Raw genomic sequence first — 15,295 nt, forward strand, 5'->3', positions numbered from 1 at the left:
ATTGTGGCTCACCATCCTATTCTGACCGACGATGAGCTGGCCATGCTGCGGGACTTGGGGAGCAATCAGGACACCCATGTTCTGAGTGGTCACCTCGATGCCCCCATGCTTGGCTTGCTGCAAAAAGCCGAACACCTTGTACTCGAAGCCCGCTTCGCAGGCCATCAGCTGCGTTTTCCTCTGGCCTTTACCCAAGGGGAAGAGGGCTTCGTCGAGCCCCGGTTATCTGCACCGGTCATCAGGGAGCTGGGGTTTGCGCAACCGCGCGCCTGGCGTCTCACCCAAAAAGCCAAGCTTTGCAGCGACCTAGGCCTGTTTCAGGTGCTCAGCTTCTCCCTCAATGGCCTCATCGTGGAAAATTTGCCAATCAACATGGTGGCCGATACCCCCATCAACGGCGAGCTCTGTATCGAGCAAGAGGCCCCTCTTCCACTGCAGGGACGACTGGTAAGGCGCATCAAAGCCAATGCCGACCATGCCACCTGGGCGCTGAGCTTTCAAATGAGCGAGAGCGACATCGAACGGCTGCGCCACTGGCTGTTTCAGCGTCATCAGGACGCCTTTACCGAGGCATATCTGTCCTGATTTTTATCAACAATCATCTAGATAAAGACAAACAGGGGAGCACCAGCCCCCCTGTTTCATCATTTGTGGCATCCGCTCAGATATAAGCGACTTCCAGCACTTCGTATTCCACATCGCCAGCTGGGGTCTTGACGATGGCTACATCGTCCACTTCTTTGCCGATCAGGGCGCGGGCAATGGGGGAGTTGACGGAAATCAGGTTCTGTTTGATATCCGCTTCATCATCGCCAACGATGCGGTAAACCACCTCTTCCTCTGTCTCGCTCTTGAGCAAAGTGACGGTCGCGCCAAAGATAACACGACCATTGTTGGTCATCTTGGTGACATCGATCACCTGAGCATTGGAGAGCTTGGCTTCAATTTCCTGAATACGGCCTTCACAGAACCCCTGCTGCTCACGAGCAGCATGGTATTCGGCGTTCTCTTTCAAATCACCGTGCTCACGGGCATCGGCAATCGCTTCGATAATCTGGGGACGAAGCTCGGTCTTGAGATAATCGAGCTCTGCGCGCAGCTTCTCAGCGCCGCGAACAGTCATCGGAGTATGATTCATAGTCGAAACCTGGGTTGCTTGAAAATAGAAACTGCGGCCATCTGCAAGGAGGCCGCAGCAATCGGTTCGGATGAGGCATCTTAATATGAAGCCAACACAAAATCCACGTCAGCCCCCTGATGCAGATCCCACTTGCGTCATCGACACTCCCCTCACTTACTTCCCTTCTGGTACCGAAATAGGCGCCGAAACGGTCGGCTTGCCCTGCATGATGGCAATCTCTACCCGGCGATTCATCCGACGATTTTCCGGAGTAGTGTTGGGCACCAGCGGTTGGGAATCAGCCATCCCCTGCACCACCAAGCGCCCCTGTTCAAAACCGGGCACCTTGATCATCTGGTGTGCGACAGCCACCGCCCGTTGCGATGACAGATCCCAGTTGGAACGAAACAGTTCGTTCTCGGTCGCCACATTATCTGTGTGGCCAGAGATGGTGATTTCGCCTGGTACATCCTTGAGCAGGGTCGCTACCTTGCGGATAACCGGCCAGAACTGGGGTTGCAGAAACGCCGAACCGGCCGGGAATGACGCTTTCTCTCTGATCCGTATGATGATCTGCTGACCCAGTGCCTCGATCTCGATGGCGCCATCCTGGATCTGCTCTTTCATCTGTTCAGCAAGTGCTTTTGCCAGGGTATTGGATTGTTCCTGCGCCTGCTGTGCCTCCTGCGCGGTATCGCCCCCCGTCTGTTTGCCATCACTCTTGTCCTGACCGCCGGCCTGATCTGCTTCACCGGGCAGAAAATCCAGCTCGGTCTGGGTCATATCGATAGTCTGTTGCATCACAGTATCAATCGGTGTCGGCTCAGGCCGGCCTGGTCTGAACTCCTGGGCAATCACCGATGTACCTTTCGGAATATCCTTCACCTCAATGATATTCTGCACCCCGAACGCAAATTTCATCGATCCCGCAATCTGTTTGAACTTGAGGACATCCATCTCGGCAAAAGAGAGTAACAACACAAAAAAACACATGAGCAGGGACATCAGGTCAGCAAAAGTCCCCATATAGGCAGGAAGACCAGGGGGAGGACACTTACATTTAGCCATTTATTGTGCTACTCCGTGGCTTGCTCGCGCTTGGATTGGTGCAAATAATTCTTGAGCAATGACTCGATCACCCGAGGGTTTTGGCCATCCTGAATGCCCATAATGGCATCCAGAATCAGCGAACGACCAAGACGCTCTTCAGCGTTGCGCAGATCCAGCTTATCGGCGATCGGTATGGCAAACATATTTGCCAGAATGGCGCCATACAGAGTTGTCAGCAAGGCAACCGCCATGGCCGGACCGATGGATTTCGGGTCGCTCATATTTGACAGCATGGCAACCAGCCCCACCAGGGTACCGATCATACCCATGGCTGGCCCCAGATCGCCCAACGCTCTGAATACTTTGATGGCATTGGCATGCCGCTCTTCGGTCAGGTCAATATCTTTTTCCATCACGGCACGTACCACCTCGGCATCGTGACCATCCACCAGCATATCGATCCCTTTTTTCATAAAGGAGTTAGGTATTTCAGCGGCCTCAAGAGCCAGGAATCCCCCTTTGCGGGCTGCATCAGCCAGCTCGACAGACTTGAGGATCAGGTCATCAAGCTTGTCGCTTTTATACATAAAAGCTTTACCGGCGACCTTGAACGCGAGAAAAAACTGGCCAAGGTTGAATTTCATCATCCCGATGAAGATTGAACCCATAACAGTGATCAGGATGGATGGCACATCGACAAACATGCCGATACCGCCCCCCAGCACCATGGCGTATCCCACCACCCCGAAACCAAGCACAATACCTATAAGACTTCCTAGATCCACGTCCCTACTCCTGTCACCGGTTCTTATGCCTAATTATAGTGTGTTGAATTTTCTGCTATTGCGACCCAAGCGGCAAGCATGCATCCACTGAGAATAATGGCTCATTATCGACCGGTTTATCGAGAGTTTGAGGAGACAATGCTTTTCTGCCTCCCCCCTGTGGATGGTCGATGTTAATATAAGCCGTTTTTTCAATCCCCGAGGATGGACATGGCCAGTAAAAAAATCGACCGTCTGAGTTTTGATGCCACTCTGGAAGAGCTGGAAACCATCGTTCATCAGCTGGAACAAGGTTCCCTACCCCTGGAAGAGGCACTCAAGCAGTTCGAGCAGGGCATTCATCTGGTTCGGGCCGGTCAGCAGAAGCTGGAGCAAGCCGAACAGAAGATCCAGATCCTGCTCAGTCAAGCCGATGGCAGTGACCAGCTCGCCCCCTTCCAGCCAGAACAAGGAGAGGAGTGAGTGGCGCTGGACCATTTTTCCCGTCTGCATCGTCAGCGTATTGACGACTGTCTTTCAGCACAACTTGAATCCTTGCCCGCCATGGCGCCGCGCCTGCGCGATGCCATGAGTTACGGCCTGTTGCTGGGCGGCAAGCGGGTTCGCCCGTTTCTGGTCTACGCGGTCGGCGAGATGCTGGGGGTCAAGAGCGAACTGCTGGATGGCCCCGCGGCTGCCGTGGAGTGCATCCATGCCTACTCCCTGCTACACGATGACCTGCCCGCCATGGATAATGACGACTTGCGTCGCGGTCAGCCAACCGTTCACAAGGCGTTTGACGAAGGGACCGCGATTCTGGCTGGTGATGCGCTACAGACCCTGGCCTTCGCCATTCTGGCCGACCACCCCATGCCCGATACCTTAATGGCCAACCGGGTGCGGATGCTGAGTACCCTCGCCCGCGCCTCCGGCTATCTCGGCATGTGTGGCGGGCAGGCGCTGGATCTGCAGGCTGAAGGACGTCAGATTTCGCTCGCCGAACTGGAGCAGGTACACCGCCACAAGACCGGCGCGCTGATTGAGTGCGCCGTGGCGCTCGGTGCTCTGTGCAAACCCGATGTCGATGACGCCACGCTGGCCGCGCTGCAAACCTACGCCGCTGCCATCGGACTGGCCTTCCAGGTGCAAGATGACATCCTCGATATCACGGGTGATACCGCTACCTTGGGCAAGCCGCAAGGTTCTGACCTGGCGCTGGAGAAAAGTACCTATCCGGCCCTGCTTGGACTCGAAAATGCCCGTGAGCTGGCTCGCGAACTGCATGGGAAAGCCTTAACAGCCCTGCAATCCTTGCCCTACAATACCGACATTCTGGAAGCGTTTGCCGATTACATCATCGAGCGAACCCACTAAACGCTGGATAACAGTAACAATATGAGCGTTGATATTAGCAATTTCCCCAACCTGGCCCTCGCTGACACGCCGGTCGAGTTGCGATCTCTCCCCTTCGAACGGCTGCCTGCCGTGTGCCGCGAGCTGCGCGAATATCTGCTGCGCTCGGTGAGCCGTTCCAGTGGACACTTTGCCTCCGGCCTCGGTACCGTCGAACTGACCGTGGCCCTGCACTACGTCTACAACACCCCGTTCGATCGCTTGATCTGGGACGTGGGCCACCAAGCTTATCCTCACAAGATCCTGACCGGACGCCGTGACCAGATCCACACCATCCGTCAAAAGGATGGTCTGCACCCCTTCCCCTGGCGTGGTGAGAGCGAGTACGACGTGCTCTCCGTCGGCCACTCCAGCACCTCCATCGGTGCCGCTCTCGGTATGGCGGTTGCCGCAGAGAGTGAAGCGCTGGGCCGCAAGGTCGTTGCGGTGATCGGTGATGGCGCCCTGACGGCGGGGATGGCTTTTGAAGCGCTCAACCACGCCGGCGATGTCCATAAAGACATGCTGGTGATCCTCAACGACAACGAGATGTCCATCTCCGAGAATGTCGGCGCGCTCAACAACCATCTGGCCCGGGTCATGTCCGGCAAGCTTTACACCACTATCCGCGAAGGTGGCAAAAAGGTGCTGGCGGGCCTGCCACCGGTCAAGGAGTTGGCCAAGCGAGCTGAAGAGCACCTCAAGGGGATGGTGGTGCCCGGCACCCTGTTCGAGGAGTTTGGCTTCAACTATATCGGCCCCATCGACGGGCATGATATCGAGGCGCTGGTCGAGACCCTGCGCAACATGCGCAGCCTCAAGGGTCCGCAGCTGCTACACGTCAAGACCAAAAAGGGCAAGGGATACGAGCCGGCGGAAAAAGACCCCATCGGTTATCATGCCGTGCCCAAGTTCAATCCGGACGAGTGCTCCCTGCCGAAAGCGAGCGCCGCGAAACCCACGTTTTCCGCCATTTTTGGCCAGTGGCTGTGTGACATGGCCGCCAAAGATGAGAAGCTGGTCGGCATCACCCCCGCCATGCGCGAAGGCTCGGGGCTGGTGAAATTCAGCCAGCAATATCCGGATCGCTACTTCGATGTGGCCATTGCCGAACAGCATGCGGTCACGTTCGCTGCAGGTCTTGCCATCGCCGACAAGAAGCCGGTGGTCGCCATCTATTCGAGCTTCCTGCAGCGCGCCTACGATCAGGTGATCCACGACGTGGCGCTGCAAGATCTGCCGGTACTGTTCGCCATCGACCGGGCCGGTCTGGTGGGCGCCGACGGTCCAACCCATCAGGGGGCGTTCGACATCAGCTTCCTGCGCACCGTGCCCAACATGGTGGTGATGACGCCATCTGACGAGAACGAGTGCCGCCAGATGCTCTATACCGGCTACCTCCATCAGGGCCCTGCCGCCGTGCGTTACCCGCGCGGCAGCAGCCTGAGCGATACCCCCATCTCATCAGAGATGCAGGCGCTGGCGCTCGGCAAGGGACGAATCTTGCGAGAAGGCAAGGGCACCGCCATTCTGGCCTTTGGCACCCTGCTGCACCACGCGAAGGCGGCCGCCGAAGCGCTGGATGCCACCCTGGTGGATATGCGCTTCGTCAAACCCATGGATGAGGCGCTGGTGCTATCGCTAGCAGCCAGCCACGATCAGTTCGTCACCATCGAAGACAACGCCATCATGGGCGGCGCCGGCTCGGCGGTGAACGAGTTGCTGATGCGCAGCAGACAGTGCAAGCCGGTGCTCAACCTCGGCCTGCCGGATCGCTTCGTGGAACAAGGCACCCAGCAGGAGATCTATGCCCTGCTCGGTCTGGACGATGCTGGCATTCAACGTTCTATCGAGGCGTGGCTGCAAGCCTGAACAACGAACACATAAAAAACCATCCCCCGAATGCCAGTCAATTAAACCTGACTGGCATTGTTTTATTGGCTTGTTCACTCGCTACAGCGTTGGCCTTGGCTTCACCCTGCTGTCGGCAACACATCGCCTAAAAAAGCTATCGGCATAAAGAACAATGCGTTGCCGAACCCATGATAGAGGAACGATTGCACAAAAAAATCCCCAAGCAATGCTTGGGGATTTTTATCAAAGAGACCTAGTAGTCACCAGCCTCGGTTTTGGCGTGAGAGACAGCGACTAAACCAGCACCAAATCAGTTACAGCCCTCTGCCGAAGTAGAGTTCAGGTAACGCACTTCGTTAGCTGGCTGGTAATCAGCCACATTGATGACCTTCTTGATTTCGATGAACTCTTTCAGTACTGCTGCATCAACCAAACCGGCATTGATGGTATCGATCTTCGGATAACCGTCACCACCGGAAGCACTGAAGCTCGGAATAGCAAAGCTATAAGTGGCTGCAGGATCAAATGCCTTGCCACCGATGGTGGTGATATTAACGCTCTTGGCCTGGCAATTTACCTCCATTTCAATACCGCCAAACTGGGCATAACCACCGGTATTGCGCGTCTTGGTGGCAACTTGACCCAGGTAGGTGGAAAGCTCACTCCCCTTCATAACCCCCTTGTTGACCGTGTTACCAAACGGGTGGACCAGCAGCACACTGCGGTAGGTGATATCACCGGCCGGGATGCTGTCCCGCACCCCACCTGAGTTGACAATACCGAAATCAACGCCCAGCTTGCTCGAAGAGGCGGTGGTGATCAAACGACCCAGGTTGGTCTGCTTGTTACGTACCGAGTTGCGATCCCCCACCAGCAGGCCATCGCTTGACCCGATGAGAACATTCAATTCCTGCTGACCCTTGTCCTGATAGACCTGCAGTGTGCTCTGCAGTTCAGGGTCTTGCTCAATTCTCTCTTGTACGAATTGCATCAACGCCGGGTTTGAAGTGGCTTTGCCCTGATCATCAACAGGCCTGCCCTCGGCATTACGCTTGACCAGGTTAACCGGGATTAGCTCATAACTGGTCAGGGTCAGCTTGCCATTCTGGTAGTCAAACTGGGCGCGACCCACATACTTGCCCCACTCGTGAGCCTGCATGATCCAGGTACCATTTTGCTGATCTGGCTTGCAATCATCGCCCGGTTTGAAATTGGCGTACTTGTTGATCGTGCTTGGTTCCATGCAGACCGGATTCTGGGAGTGGCCGCCGATAATGACATCCAGGGTACCGGCTGGCAGCTTGCGCGCCATCTCCACATCGCCAGGGGCATTACTGCCATGCTGGCCATCGGCATAGTGCCCCATATGGGTGATGGCGAAGACCAGATTGGCTTCTTTCTTGTCACGGATCTGCTTGCCCAGTTTAGCGGCTTCGCTGGTTGGGTCACGAAACTCGAGGGTTTTCACATTATTGGGGTCTACCAGCTGGGCTGTATCCTCGGTGGTCAAACCGAGTACTGCTACCTTGAGCCCGTTCTCCAGCGTGAATACTTTGTAGGGGTCAAAATAGTGTTTACCGCTCGCCTTGTCATAGATGTTGGCCGAGAGCATGGGGAACTGAGCCCACTTACGCTGCTTTTCAAGCACATCCAACGGGTTATCAAATTCGTGGTTACCCACCGCCATGGCATCATAGCGGATGCTGTTCATAGCCACGAAATCAGGCTCGGCATCCTGCAGATCAGACTCGGGGACACCGGTATTCACATCACCACCAGAGAGCAGCAATACCTCGCTGCCAGCCGCCTTGGCATCGGCACGCAACCGTTCGACCAAGGTCTTCTGGGCTGCCATACCGTACTCGTTTTCTGCGTTATGCCAGAAACGACCGTGGGTATCGTTGGTGTGCAAAATAGTCAGCTTGCAGACATTTTCAGTGCAGGGAGCGACGGTGTCATTGGTCGAGGTATTACAGCCAGTCAGTGCAGCGAGCACGGCCAGTGCCACACCGCCTTTGAGAAAGTTATTATTCATTTCCATATCACCTTGATTGTTTTGTTATTTATCAACCCTGTCCAGCGGGTCGGGCGCCAATATAACAAACAACAGATGACCGTTTTTCATCGATGACTCACAAATTCTGCTAATTGTGATCTTCGGCCCAACATCCAGCTTCCTGCTGATTTATCAGGTTTTTGTTGAGTGGTCACTCACTTGCACCCTCTCGCACCAAGGAGGCGCCCTCCCGTCGCGCCTTTATGGCATACTCCCCAACCAGCCATGCCAGAGGAGATGATTTGATGGCCAAATACGACAAGATTTCCCCCGAGACCCAGCAGGAGGCAATGAAAATTGCCCGTGCCAACCAGAAGCCGGGGCAGACCAAGGAACAGACCCAGCTTATCGCACAAGGGATCCAGAAAGGCATCGACGAATACAAGAAACAGATGAAGGCGCGGGCCCGCGAAGCGAGCCGCCAGAAAAAATTGCAGGCCAAAGCCAGGCAACCACAGGGCGCGCTACAAACCGAAGAGCAAGACGATCAGCTTGAGCTGGTTGAAGTGAGCCATCAGCATCCCCTGCCCTGGATCTTGCTGGTGTTGAGCTGGCTGGGATTTGCAGCAACCTGGTTCTGGTTGCACTAAGACGCGCTAGCAAACCTTTATCCGGGATCCTCTTCACAGCCCGGGCCTGAGTTACTGGCTATCACCCACGAAGAGTGATTAAATCCCGCGCCTCTTGCACCAGATACCCGCTTTTTGATGCTCTGTTTTCAGGAATGATGTTATGAACCCTGCACCACTCTACCTGCTGGCCCCCTTTGTACTGTTCCTTGTAACCATGCTGCTCTATCGTATCTCGCCGCTGCGGGCAGTCGCTGCCGGTGGGGGGCGCTGGTTGATCCTCCCTGCCTTCACCCTGTTTATTTTGCTGATCATCATCAACGGTGCTGCCGATCCCACCCTGCGCAATCCTGCCTTCCACTGGCTGATGCCCGGCCTTGGTTTTGCCCTGAGCCTGTTTCCGGCGCTGCCCAAGGCGCTGGTACCACGCCTCGCCATCAAAGAGGGAGCCTTCGCTGCTCTTGGTCTGATGCTGATGAGCCTGGCCATGGTCTACTGACTGAGCACTAGCGTTCGCATGACTCAAAGGACGCGCTGCAACAAGCGCCCCTTGTAGAAATAATGGCCCGCAGGCATCTTGGTCACAGGATAACCAGCAAGGAGGCCAAATGGACAATCCACCCGATTTCATGGCGCTGTGGGATTATCAGGATCTCACCGCTACCGCCCTGCATTTTCACGCCCTGCTTCCGGAAGCGCGCGCCGCCGCCGATCTGCAACTCGAACTGGAGTTGCTGACCCAAATTGCCCGCACCCATTCGCTGCAGCGCCAATTTTCCGAAGCCCACCAGCTGCTCGACGAGATAGAGCCTCGCCTCACCGACACAACCCCCAGAGCGCGGATCCGGGCTCTGCTGGAACGAGGCCGCACCTTTAACTCGGCGGGCGACAAAGCCAGTGCCAAACCGCTGTTTGAACAAGCCTGGCAGTGGGGGCTCAAGGAGAGGGAGACTTATCTCGCCATCGACGCCGCCCATATGATTGCCATCGCCGCACCACTGGAAGAGCAGAGCCGCTGGAACCTGTTGGCGATGGAGCTGGCGGAGCGCAGCAGTGACGAGAAGGTGCGCGGCTGGCTAGGCACCCTTTACAACAATCAGGGCTGGACCCTGTTCGAACTGGGTCGTTTCGATGAGGCAAGGATATCCCAGCAAAAGTGCCTGACCTGGCACGAGCAGCATAACAACCAGGCCAAGGCGTTTATCGCCCGCTGGAGTCTGGCTCGCATGACCCGGGCCCAGGGTCAACACCAGCAGGCGTTGGCAGAGCTGCACCAGCTCAAGGCTGATATGACGGAGGCGGGTGGGCCGGAGGATGGCTATCTGTTTGAGGAGCTGGGAGAGAATGCCTTGGTGCTGGACGATCCGGCAGCGACAGAGTATTTCGCTCGCGCCTGGTTTCTACTGTCACAGGATAGCTGGCTCAAAGCCAATGAAGGGGAACGACTGGCCCGCCTCAAGCGTCTCGCCAAACTCTGAGCACCATCATTATCACTGTGAGAGGGGCGGCTCATCGGCCACCCCGTTTCATTCAAACCTGACTGGCCTCTTCCCATACCTGTTTTTTACGATAAATGGTAGACGGGCTGATCTCGAGCAACGCCGCCGCCTTGGGAATGTTACCGTCACAGCTGGCGATGGCCTGTTCGATCACCTCTTTCTCCACCAGCCAGAGCGGGCGGATAGGTCCACTTGCCACACCATGGGCAACCGGCTCGGATGGCGCTACCGCAACCATAGCCGCGGCTATTGGAGAGCACACCCCATTGAGTGGGGGGGGCATAATATCCGGGCTCACCAGCTCCTTGTCGTTGAGCACCACTATATTACGCACTACGTTTTGCAACTCACGAACGTTGCCGGGCCAGGGGTAGTCGAGCAGCACCCTCGCCGCGTTGACATCGAAATCCTTGAAACGCTTGCTCTCCTCCTTGGCGTAGCTCTGCAGCAGGGTACGCGCCAGCAGCAGGATATCCTCACCCCGCTCCCGCAGCGGCGGCAGGGTAAGCGGAATGACGTGGAGCCGATAGTAGAGATCCTCGCGAAAACGGCCCGCTTTTACCTCTGCCAGCGGATCCCGGTTGGTGGCACAGACAAAGCGCACATCCACCGTCTCGAGCTTGCCGCTCCCCACCCGTTGCAGAGTGCCGGTCTGGATAAAGCGCAGCAGCTTGCTTTGCAAGTCAAGATCCATCTCGCAGATCTCATCCAGAAACAGGGTGCCACCATCGGCCAGACTGGCGGCCCCCTTGCGATCGCCCTGGGCGCCGGTAAAGGATCCCTTCACATGGCCGAAGATCTCGCTCTCCATCAGATCGTGGGGAATGGCGGCACAGTTGAGGGCAATAAAAGGCTGTTCGCTGCGGGGGCTGCACTGGTGAATAGCCTCGGCACACACCTCTTTGCCGGTACCGCTCTCGCCAGTGATAAAGACGGTTGCCTTGCTGGGCGCCGCACTCTCTATGATGCGATAGACCGCCTGCATCGCCATGGAAGCACCGATAAAGCCGAAGAAAGAGCTGCGTTCAAAGTTCTCGCGATAGTGGGCAACCAATGAACTCAACTGTTGGTGTTTCTGGGCATTGCGGACGGTGGCGCAGAGCCGCTTGCTATCAAACGGTTTGGTCAGAAAATCGAAGGCGCCGAGGCGCATCGCCTCCACCGCCACATCCACCGAGCCGTGAGCGGTGATCACCACCACCGAGCAGGGCAACTGCTGTTCGGTGATCATCTGCAAAATATCCATACCGGACATATCCGGCAGCTCCAGATCCAGCAGCACCACGGGGGGAGGACTTGCCAGCAACTGTGCCAACGCTTGCTGACCACAGTCGGCCAGCACTACCTCGTACCCTTCCTGGCGCAGGTACTGTTCATAGACCACCGCCAGGCTACGGGTATCTTCCACCAGCAGGACACGCGATTTATTTTCAGTCACTGGACTCATCCTTGTATTTGATTCTACGTTCTATTTTGCCTTATTTTCGCACACAAACCCAACGCCAAGAGAACTCTGTTATCCCGCGATTACAGGGAATAAACAAGCAAAAACGGCTCCTTAAGGAGCCGTTTTTTTTCACTACAAGAAGAATTACTTCTTGGCGTCGTCAGCTGTCGGCTTCTCGATAGCCAGCAGCTCGACGTCAAACACCAGCACGGCGTTCGCTGGGATGGAGCCTGCACCGTGCTCGCCATAGGCCAGCTTGGACGGCAGGAAGAACTTGAACTTGGAGCCGACCGGCATCAACTGCACACCTTCGGTCCAGCCCGGGATAACCTGATTGAGCGGGAAGGTCGCCGGCTCACCACGATCAACTGAGCTGTCGAACTTGGTGCCATCGGTCAGGGTACCGGTGTAGTGCACCTTGACGATATCAGTGGCTTTCGGCTTGGCACCATCACCCATCTTCTCGACCAGATATTGCAGGCCAGATTCGGTGCTCTTCACGCCCTCTTTCTTGGCGTTATCTGCCAGGAACTCTTCGCCCTTCTGCAGATTTTCAACGGCTTCTTTCTCGGCCTTGGCCTTGGTCAAATCGTTGATCTTGGCATCGTACTCTTGCAGTACTTTCTGGATCTCTTCATCACTCATCTTGGCTTCTTTGCCCAGACCGTCGGTGACCCCTTTGAGGATCACGGCGTTGTCCAGTTTGATGCCCAGTTCCTGCTGACGTTCCAGGGTGTTCGCGATATAACGCCCCATGGAGAGGCCAATTGCGTAGCCGGATTGCTCTTCAAAGCTCTTGGCTTCGGCCTTGGTCGCCTCTGCCGGCTTGCTGGCTTCTGCCTTCACTTCGGCGGTATTGGCCGCAGCAGGCTTCTCGTCTTTTTGGCAAGCAGTCAGACCGACGGCAACCGCCGCCGCCAACAGGGACACCTTCAGAAATTTGTTCATCAGTTTCTCCAAACTCCAAATACCGCTCTCGGTTCCATCGTGAAATGAGAGGTTTATCGTGATAAGCGCCTTATACTAACGCCGTGACCGCAGGTAACAAAAGCGTGAGACCGCAAAAATGATAAAAAGTGCCATTTATCTGGTGGGCCTCTGTTTTATGCTCACCGGTTGCGAGCAGAGCTCCCAACCCAACCAACAAATATCCCTCGCCAGCACGGGTCTACTGACCGCGGAGCTATCCAGTGACGGCAAGCAAGCCATCGTCTCCAGCATCAGTCAAGGGATCATCGTCTGGGATCTGGAACAAAACCGCCAACGCTGGCGCTGGAAACAATCAGACTCATCAGACAACCTGGTGTTCATCACCCGCTTTGCCGAAGGCAACAACCATGCCGTCACCGCCACCCCCGACACCTTTGCCACCTGGCGGCTTCAGGATGGACAGTCGCAAGGCTACTACTCCCTTCCTGAATCGCAACTGAGGGACATTGCGCTCTCTGCCAATGGCCGTTACGTGTTAATCGGTCGGGAAGATGGCAAGGCCGAGTGGCTTGATACCCGAAGCGGTCGTCGTCTGCAGTTTCTGGGGCACACCGAGCAGGTCAATTCCGTGGATCTCTCGGCGAACGGCCGCTATGCCCTGACTGGCGGCAACGACTACAGCGCCTACCTGTGGGATACCCGTAGCGGGCAGGTGATCTGGCGGTTCAACCATGGTGGCAGGGTGATCATGACCAGATTGGAGCCAAGCGGTCGCTATGCCTTCACTGCCGACAGTAGCCGGGCCAGTATCTGGGACCTGAAAACGGGTAAACAGGTGAGTCAATTGCAATATGATCAGCGCTTCGAGGTCTATAGCAGCGCCCGCTTTGCCAACGATGGCAAATGGCTCATCACTGGCTCCCCTTCCCGCCAACTCTCTTTGTGGCAAGTGAGCGATGGCACCCGGCTGCAGAGCTGGCGAGTCTCGCCTACCCCGAAAGTGAAGCCACCGAGCGCAGTGGTCTACGGCGCTGCTTTGCGCGACAATAGCCATCTTGTCAGTGTCAGCTCCAGCGGCCTGGCCGAAATCTGGACAATCAAGTAAGGACCCGAAGGCCCATGAGCCAGCAACTTAACGATCGCATCGAAACCCTGGAAACCCGTCTCGCCTATGCGGAATACACCATAGAGCAGCTCAACGATGAGGTGACCACTCAGGGCCGAGAACTCGACAGGCTCAAATATCAGATCCAGCTGCTGATCGACAAACTGCAAAGCGTACAGCCCAGTCAGATCGCCAGCATGGCCGAAGAGACCCCGCCGCCGCACTATTGATGGGCGGCCTGCGATATTGAGTAACAGACCGAACCCCACCGGAATGTGCCTCTCCAGTCGCCTGGTCTGGCGACCAGAGTCAAGAGAGTAACACAGGCAAAGGGATCAGCCACTCAAATCGGTGGGCCTGCAATCAACAAGGTGTCTGTTCAATACCCATAAAAAATCCGAAACCGGCCAGAGCGGTTTCGGATTTTTTTACATCAGGCAGGCCTGACAGCTGCCATTAGGCATCTCAGAATTGCTCCCGTTAACCTTTGTAGATCTTGGGATTAAATACATCTCGCAGCCAGTCCCCCAGCAGGTTGATGACCAGCACCAGTACCACTAGGCAGATGCCCGGGAAGGCGGTGATCCACCAGGAGCCGGAGAAGATGTAGTTGAAGCCGACGCTAATTAGCGAACCGAGCGAGGGCTGATCAACCGGCATCCCGAGACCCAGGAAGGAGAGCGCTGCCTCGCTCATGATGGCGTTGGCTACCTGAACGGTAGAGATCACCAGAATGGGCGACAGGCAGTTTGGCAGAATATGGCGGAACATGATGCGCGGGGCACGGAATCCCATCACCTTGGCCGCTTCCACATACTCCTTCTTTTTCTCCGCCAGCACAGAGGCGCGTACGGTACGGGCGTACTGGGGCCACTCGGCGATACCGATGATCACCACCAGCATCATGATGGCGAACTTCGAGTAGAACTCGGAGCCAAATGTTGCCTGAAAGATGGCGGAGATGATGATCGCCACCATCATGGTGGAGAACGACAGCTGCACATCGGCAAAGCGCATCAGCAGGTTGTCGATGCGGCCGCCAAAGTAACCGGCCATCAGACCGATAACAATGCCGAGCACCAGCTGCAGCGCCACTGCGAACAGACCGATGGTGAGGGAGATACGGGCGCCATAGAGGATGGTGCTCCAGATATCCCGTCCCTGGTTGTCGGTACCGAGCCAGAAACGCGCCTCGCCGCCTTCGAGCCAAGAGGGGGGCAACTCGGCATCCATCAGATCAAAACTGGTCTGGTCATAGACGTTGTGCGGTGCCAGCCAGGGCGCCAGCAGCGCCGCCAGCACAAACACCACAAACACCGCAAAGCTGAACATGGCTACCTTGTCCCGCAGGAAGTAGTAGACGATGTCAGTGTTCTTGAATCGTGCCCAACGGCTTGGGCTTGCAGTTACAGCGTTACTCATGCTTACCCCTTCGTAGCCAGGTAGATAGCCGGGTTGATGGCAAGACCCGCGTGGTTACGCCATGTCAAACGGCGGCTCACAGTCACA

General features: G+C 56.2%; 16 protein-coding genes. 9 read left to right on the forward strand and 7 right to left on the reverse strand.

Annotation, left to right across the window (positions count from 1 at the left end):
- The first annotated feature begins 3 nt into the window (after positions 1-3).
- Positions 4-585 carry a hypothetical protein gene (locus BN1117_RS06245; RefSeq protein WP_040095764.1) on the forward strand — a complete coding sequence of 194 codons (582 nt, stop codon included), beginning with the start codon at positions 4-6 and terminating at the stop codon, positions 583-585.
- 76 nt (positions 586-661) lie between these two features.
- Here the strand turns inward: BN1117_RS06245 and greA are convergent, their stop codons facing one another.
- The 3 genes from greA to pomA all read right to left on the reverse strand — a co-directional run bounded on the left by greA (position 662) and on the right by pomA (position 2,955).
- Complete coding sequence (gene greA / locus BN1117_RS06250; RefSeq protein ID WP_040095766.1) at positions 662-1,138, reverse strand: transcription elongation factor GreA; 477 nt, start codon at positions 1,136-1,138, stop codon at positions 662-664.
- A gap of 156 nt (positions 1,139-1,294) precedes the next feature.
- Positions 1,295-2,188 carry a flagellar motor protein MotB gene (locus tag BN1117_RS06255; RefSeq protein ID WP_040095768.1) on the reverse strand — a complete coding sequence of 298 codons (894 nt, stop codon included), beginning with the start codon at positions 2,186-2,188 and terminating at the stop codon, positions 1,295-1,297.
- 8 nt (positions 2,189-2,196) lie between these two features.
- Positions 2,197-2,955: a flagellar motor protein PomA gene (pomA, locus tag BN1117_RS06260; RefSeq protein WP_040095769.1), complete on the reverse strand. Its 759-nt coding sequence runs from the start codon at positions 2,953-2,955 to the stop codon at positions 2,197-2,199.
- 210 nt (positions 2,956-3,165) lie between these two features.
- Between pomA and xseB the strand changes: the two genes are divergently transcribed.
- Genes xseB through dxs form a run of 3 tightly spaced genes read left to right on the forward strand, consistent with a single transcriptional unit; the run spans position 3,166 to position 6,198 of the window.
- The gene (gene xseB, locus BN1117_RS06265; protein WP_040095771.1) at positions 3,166-3,417 is read left to right on the forward strand and encodes an exodeoxyribonuclease VII small subunit; all 252 of its coding nucleotides are present in this window, start codon (positions 3,166-3,168) and stop codon (positions 3,415-3,417) included.
- Entirely contained in the window at positions 3,418-4,308 is an 891-nt protein-coding gene (gene ispA, locus BN1117_RS06270) for a (2E,6E)-farnesyl diphosphate synthase (RefSeq protein ID WP_040095773.1), read from the forward strand.
- A 21-nt stretch (positions 4,309-4,329) separates the two neighbouring features.
- Entirely contained in the window at positions 4,330-6,198 is a 1,869-nt protein-coding gene (gene dxs, locus BN1117_RS06275; protein ID WP_040095775.1) for a 1-deoxy-D-xylulose-5-phosphate synthase, read from the forward strand.
- 292 nt (positions 6,199-6,490) lie between these two features.
- Here the strand turns inward: dxs and ushA are convergent, their stop codons facing one another.
- On the reverse strand, positions 6,491-8,215 hold the full coding sequence (ushA, locus tag BN1117_RS06280; RefSeq protein ID WP_040095776.1) for a bifunctional UDP-sugar hydrolase/5'-nucleotidase UshA: 1,725 nt from the start codon (positions 8,213-8,215) through the stop codon (positions 6,491-6,493).
- Positions 8,216-8,481: 266 nt separating this feature from the next.
- Between ushA and BN1117_RS06285 the strand changes: the two genes are divergently transcribed.
- The 3 genes from BN1117_RS06285 to BN1117_RS06295 all read left to right on the forward strand — a co-directional run bounded on the left by BN1117_RS06285 (position 8,482) and on the right by BN1117_RS06295 (position 10,283).
- The gene (locus BN1117_RS06285) at positions 8,482-8,826 is read left to right on the forward strand and encodes a DUF2956 domain-containing protein (RefSeq protein ID WP_040095778.1); all 345 of its coding nucleotides are present in this window, start codon (positions 8,482-8,484) and stop codon (positions 8,824-8,826) included.
- Positions 8,827-8,968: 142 nt separating this feature from the next.
- On the forward strand, positions 8,969-9,304 hold the full coding sequence (locus BN1117_RS06290) for a hypothetical protein (RefSeq protein WP_040095779.1): 336 nt from the start codon (positions 8,969-8,971) through the stop codon (positions 9,302-9,304).
- 109 nt (positions 9,305-9,413) lie between these two features.
- On the forward strand, positions 9,414-10,283 hold the full coding sequence (locus BN1117_RS06295) for a tetratricopeptide repeat protein (protein ID WP_040095781.1): 870 nt from the start codon (positions 9,414-9,416) through the stop codon (positions 10,281-10,283).
- Between the two features lie 52 nt (positions 10,284-10,335).
- On the opposite strand, the gene BN1117_RS06300 is transcribed toward BN1117_RS06295, so the two are convergent.
- On the reverse strand, positions 10,336-11,742 hold the full coding sequence (locus BN1117_RS06300; protein ID WP_040095782.1) for a sigma-54-dependent transcriptional regulator: 1,407 nt from the start codon (positions 11,740-11,742) through the stop codon (positions 10,336-10,338).
- Positions 11,743-11,895: 153 nt separating this feature from the next.
- On the reverse strand, positions 11,896-12,699 hold the full coding sequence (fkpA, locus tag BN1117_RS06305) for an FKBP-type peptidyl-prolyl cis-trans isomerase (RefSeq protein WP_040095784.1): 804 nt from the start codon (positions 12,697-12,699) through the stop codon (positions 11,896-11,898).
- Positions 12,700-12,817: 118 nt separating this feature from the next.
- On the opposite strand from fkpA, the gene BN1117_RS06310 reads away from it, so the two are divergent.
- Together BN1117_RS06310 and BN1117_RS06315 are read left to right on the forward strand one after the other, a co-directional pair.
- Positions 12,818-13,786, forward strand: coding sequence for a WD40 repeat domain-containing protein (locus tag BN1117_RS06310; protein WP_040095785.1), 969 nt, complete (start codon positions 12,818-12,820; stop codon positions 13,784-13,786).
- 14 nt (positions 13,787-13,800) lie between these two features.
- Complete coding sequence (locus tag BN1117_RS06315) at positions 13,801-14,016, forward strand: SlyX family protein (RefSeq protein WP_005335285.1); 216 nt, start codon at positions 13,801-13,803, stop codon at positions 14,014-14,016.
- Between the two features lie 250 nt (positions 14,017-14,266).
- Here BN1117_RS06315 and BN1117_RS06320 read toward each other — a convergent pair whose 3' ends face one another.
- Complete coding sequence (locus tag BN1117_RS06320) at positions 14,267-15,208, reverse strand: ABC transporter permease (RefSeq protein ID WP_040095787.1); 942 nt, start codon at positions 15,206-15,208, stop codon at positions 14,267-14,269.
- Between the last annotated feature and the right edge of the window lie 87 nt (positions 15,209-15,295).

It is taken from the genome of Aeromonas australiensis (genome assembly GCF_000819725.1).
Lineage (GTDB): Bacteria > Pseudomonadota > Gammaproteobacteria > Enterobacterales > Aeromonadaceae > Aeromonas > Aeromonas australiensis.

Excerpts from the sequence above, each read along its gene's own strand:
- greA (WP_040095766.1), bottom strand. The coding sequence starts at position 1,138 with ATGAATCATACTCCGATGACTGTTCGCGGCGCTGAGAAGCTGCGCGCA.
- BN1117_RS06255 (WP_040095768.1), bottom strand. The coding sequence starts at position 2,188 with ATGGCTAAATGTAAGTGTCCTCCCCCTGGTCTTCCTGCCTATATGGGG.
- xseB (WP_040095771.1), top strand. The coding sequence starts at position 3,166 with ATGGCCAGTAAAAAAATCGACCGTCTGAGTTTTGATGCCACTCTGGAA.
- dxs (WP_040095775.1), top strand. The coding sequence starts at position 4,330 with ATGAGCGTTGATATTAGCAATTTCCCCAACCTGGCCCTCGCTGACACG.
- ushA (WP_040095776.1), bottom strand. The coding sequence starts at position 8,215 with ATGAATAATAACTTTCTCAAAGGCGGTGTGGCACTGGCCGTGCTCGCT.
- BN1117_RS06285 (WP_040095778.1), top strand. The coding sequence starts at position 8,482 with ATGGCCAAATACGACAAGATTTCCCCCGAGACCCAGCAGGAGGCAATG.
- BN1117_RS06290 (WP_040095779.1), top strand. The coding sequence starts at position 8,969 with ATGAACCCTGCACCACTCTACCTGCTGGCCCCCTTTGTACTGTTCCTT.
- BN1117_RS06295 (WP_040095781.1), top strand. The coding sequence starts at position 9,414 with ATGGACAATCCACCCGATTTCATGGCGCTGTGGGATTATCAGGATCTC.
- fkpA (WP_040095784.1), bottom strand. The coding sequence starts at position 12,699 with ATGAACAAATTTCTGAAGGTGTCCCTGTTGGCGGCGGCGGTTGCCGTC.
- BN1117_RS06310 (WP_040095785.1), top strand. The coding sequence starts at position 12,818 with ATGATAAAAAGTGCCATTTATCTGGTGGGCCTCTGTTTTATGCTCACC.
- BN1117_RS06315 (WP_005335285.1), top strand. The coding sequence starts at position 13,801 with ATGAGCCAGCAACTTAACGATCGCATCGAAACCCTGGAAACCCGTCTC.
- BN1117_RS06320 (WP_040095787.1), bottom strand. The coding sequence starts at position 15,208 with ATGAGTAACGCTGTAACTGCAAGCCCAAGCCGTTGGGCACGATTCAAG.